Genomic DNA, 3,491 nt, shown 5'->3' with positions numbered 1-3,491 from the left:
TGTCTGATGCGTGCTGGTCAAAGCTGAGACTGGACACACCGGTCCCCGAAGCCTATCGTTCGAACGCTCACCCTCTTCCGYGTGCCATCCGCGGTGTGTGCTGGCGGGCGCCAAGGGAGAAAAAACCATGATCGAGAGTCAGCGGGCTCGTGTCCTGGTCGTGGACGACAACCCCCAAAACATCGCTCTCATGGAGGCGCTGCTGGGGCCGCAATACGACGTCAGCACGGCGCTGACCGGCGAACACGCGTTGGCCATGATGGCCGGCGATCAGCTGCCGCATCTGGTCCTGCTGGACCTGATGATGCCCGGGATGAACGGCTACGACGTGCTTGAGCACCTGCGTGCCGACGAGCGCACGCGCGATGTGCCGGTGATCCTGGTCACCGCCGCGGGTGGCACGGCCGACGAAGAACGCTGCCTGGAGCAGGGCGCGGTCGACTACATCGCCAAGCCCATCCGCGTGCGCGTGCTGCTGGCCCGGGTGGCAACCCATGTGGAGCTGCAGCGGGCCCGGGCTCGGCTGGTAGACCAGAACCACTACCTCGAGGCCGAGGTGGCGCGGCGAACGGCCGAGAACCAGAACATCCGCGACGTCAGCATCCATGCGCTGGCCCGCCTGGCCGAGACGCGCGACAACGAAACCGGCAACCATCTGCGCCGCACGGCAGAGTACGTGCGCATCCTCGCCATGCGGTTGCAGTCCCATCCGCGGTTCGCCGCAGAGCTCGACATGCAGGCGATCGACCTGATGGTGCGGTCGGCGCCGCTGCACGACATCGGCAAGGTCGGCATCCCGGACCACATCCTGCTCAAGCCGGGCAAGCTCGCACCCAGCGAGTGGGCGATCATGCAGACCCATGCCCGGCTCGGGGCCGAAGCCATCGAGCTGGCCGAGCGCGATGTGGGCCTGGAAGACAACCCCGGCGGAGATCTCGGGTTCCTGCGCTTTGCCAAGCAGATCGCCCGCAGTCACCACGAGAAGTGGGACGGCAGCGGCTACCCCGAAGGCTTGGCCGGCGATGAGATCCCGGTCGCGGCGCGGCTGATGGCCTTGGCCGACGTGTTCGATGCGCTGATCTGCAAGCGTGTCTACAAGCCGGCGTGGGCGGTCAACGCGGCGCGCGATCTGGTTCTGGAGCAGCGGGGCCGTCACTTTGACCCCGACGTGGTGGACGCCTTCGCGGCCGGCTTCGAAGAGTGCTGCGAGGTGGCGCGGCGCTTGGCCGACCCAGCCGAGGCAGCGATGGCGGCCTGAGCCGCCCATCGGCCTCGCGCTCGGGCCCTCAGCGGCCAGGCGCTGGGATGAGCCCGGCAATCGGCGCAGCCACCCGGCCAAACTGCTGGAAGAGAAAGCCGAAGACGGCCGCCACGCGTGCCGTGTGGCGCAGGTCCGGGTGCATCAGCAGCCACAGCGGGACCTGCAGTTCGTCGAGCGGCGGGGTCATGCGTTGCAGCCGCTTGTCCGGGTCCGCCAGAAAGCAGGGCAGCACCGCCAGCCCCAGCCCGTGGGCGCAAGCGTGGTGCAAACCGGTGAAGTTGTTGGTCCGGTAGACCAGCGGGGCAGCGGGGGCGACCTTGGTCAGCCATTTCAGGCTGCGGTGGTAGCTCAGCGAGTCGTCGAGCCCGAGCCAGGCGTGGCCGGCCAGATCGGTCACATGCCGCGCGCCCCGCAGGTAGCTGCGGGCGCCATAGGCCGCCATGGCCAGTGGCCCGATGCGTTTGCCGATCAGGTGTTCGGGCGGTTTGTCGGACGGCCGGATCGCGATGTCGGCATCGCGCCGCGACAGGTTGTGCAGCTCGTTGGCCATCGTCACGTGCAGTGTGATGTCGGGGTGCTCGCGGCGGCAGCTGAGCGCCATCGTCGGTAGAAAGCTCGCGGCGATCGTGTCGGTGGTGGTCACCCGCACCACACCGCTGGGTCGCAGGTCCTGGCCCGCGACCTTGCGCAGCGACTGCATGGCCTCGAACTCGATCACCGTGCCGGCGCGGGCCAGCTCTTCGCCAGCGGCGGTGGCTGCATAGCGGCCACCACCGCGCTCGAACAGGCGAACCCCCAGGCGGCTCTCCATCGCGCTGAGGCGGCGGAACGCGGTGGCGTGATTGACGCCCAGCTTGCGGGCGGCGCCAGCGAGCGAGCCCGTCTGGGCGATGGCGGCCACGAAGCGCAGATCGTTGAGGTCATCTGTCATGGTCATCCGTCATTTGCATTCGCGCAAATTGTGCTTGTCTGAATTATGGATTGTCTTGCTCAGATGCAAAACCTATCGTAGCGCCGCATCCCACCACCCAAGCAGGAGATTGAAGATGAATCAGATCGACAAGATGGCGGCGCCTTCACGGAAGACGACGCTGGCCATGACCGTTGCGGTTGCCACGCTGCTGGCTGCTTCGTTGGCCAGCGCCGGTGAGCCGGTATGGGACGGCAACAAGGTCCAGATGCGCAGCGAGACCCTGGCGCCTGGTGTCCACGTGTACTACCCGGCCGATGCAGCCGAGCTGAACGCCAAGGGCGGCGCCGCGGCTACCAGCGCCGGCCTGATCGTCGGCACCAAGGGTGCCTTGCTGATCGAGACGATGCTGAACAAGCGGCTCAACGCGCAGGTCGTTGAGCTCTCGCGCACGCACACGACGCTGCCGATCCTCTACGCCGTGAACACCAGCGCCCATGGCGACCACGCCTACGGCAACATGTACATGCCGGCGTCGACACGCATCGTCCAGCACGTGAACACCAAGACCTACGTCGACACGCGCCTGGACGAGGACAAGGCGTTCATGATCAAGAACTTCGGCACCGGTCGCGGTATCGAGCCGATCCAGGCTCGCACCGGCGACGTGCTCGTCGGCGAGGGCAGTCGCGTCACGCTCGACCTGGGTGGCAAGCAAGTCCAGATCATCGACTTCGGCTTTGCGCAAACCGGCGGCGACCTGTTCGTCTGGGAGCCGCAGGCCAAGGTGATGTGGGCCGGCAACCCGGTCATCGCGTCCAAGCCGGCGCTGCCCTGGTTGCTGGACGGGTACCTGGTCGAGACGCTGGCCACGTTGAAGAAGGTGCAGGCTTTCCTGCCCGACGACGCGCGCATCGTCCCGGGCCATGGCGTGCCCATCCCCAAGGCCGGGCTGCAGTGGCAGATCGACTACCTCGAAGCGGTGAAGTCGCAAGTGCAGGCTGCCATCGACGAAGGCCTGAGCCTGGAGGCGACGGTGCAGAAGGTGAAGATGCCCGAGTTTCGCGGCTACGCGCTCTTCGACTGGGTGCACGTCAGCCTGAACGTGCCGGCCGCCTACAAGGACCTGAAGGCGGCCAAGCACTAAAGCGGCGAGGTGGCAGCGAGGCCCCTGTTTCGTCGGGCCCTCGTGCCACGGCTCAGCGCGACGGTGGGTCGGGGACGTAGCCGGCGCTGCGGCTGGACTTCGGGAACGGCCGGGGGTTCGGGTCTGCCCACCCGTACTGCGGGATCACGCCGGCCCGCACGAGGCTCTCGTAG

Annotated in this window: 3 protein-coding genes; 2 read left to right on the top strand and 1 reads right to left on the bottom strand. The window is 67.2% G+C overall.

Annotated elements, in window-relative coordinates; all coding sequences use genetic code 11:
* The first annotated feature begins 127 nt into the window (after nt 1-127).
* Nucleotides 128-1,258, top strand: a complete 1,131-nt coding sequence (locus tag AC1DYI_RS29890; RefSeq protein ID WP_477207753.1) for an HD-GYP domain-containing protein — start codon at nt 128-130, stop codon at nt 1,256-1,258.
* 28 nt (nt 1,259-1,286) lie between these two features.
* Here the strand turns inward: AC1DYI_RS29890 and AC1DYI_RS29885 are convergent, their stop codons facing one another.
* Nucleotides 1,287-2,192 carry a LysR family transcriptional regulator gene (locus AC1DYI_RS29885; protein ID WP_477207752.1) on the bottom strand — a complete coding sequence of 302 codons (906 nt, stop codon included), beginning with the start codon at nt 2,190-2,192 and terminating at the stop codon, nt 1,287-1,289.
* 115 nt (nt 2,193-2,307) lie between these two features.
* Between AC1DYI_RS29885 and AC1DYI_RS29880 the strand changes: the two genes are divergently transcribed.
* Complete coding sequence (locus AC1DYI_RS29880) at nt 2,308-3,318, top strand: MBL fold metallo-hydrolase (RefSeq protein WP_477207751.1); 1,011 nt, start codon at nt 2,308-2,310, stop codon at nt 3,316-3,318.
* Nucleotides 3,319-3,491: the final 173 nt, after the last annotated feature.

Source organism: Ideonella sp. P3_A4 (assembly GCF_056403075.1).
Note: the sequence above shows the minus strand (reverse complement) of the source record. Positions and strands in the feature narration are given on the sequence as shown.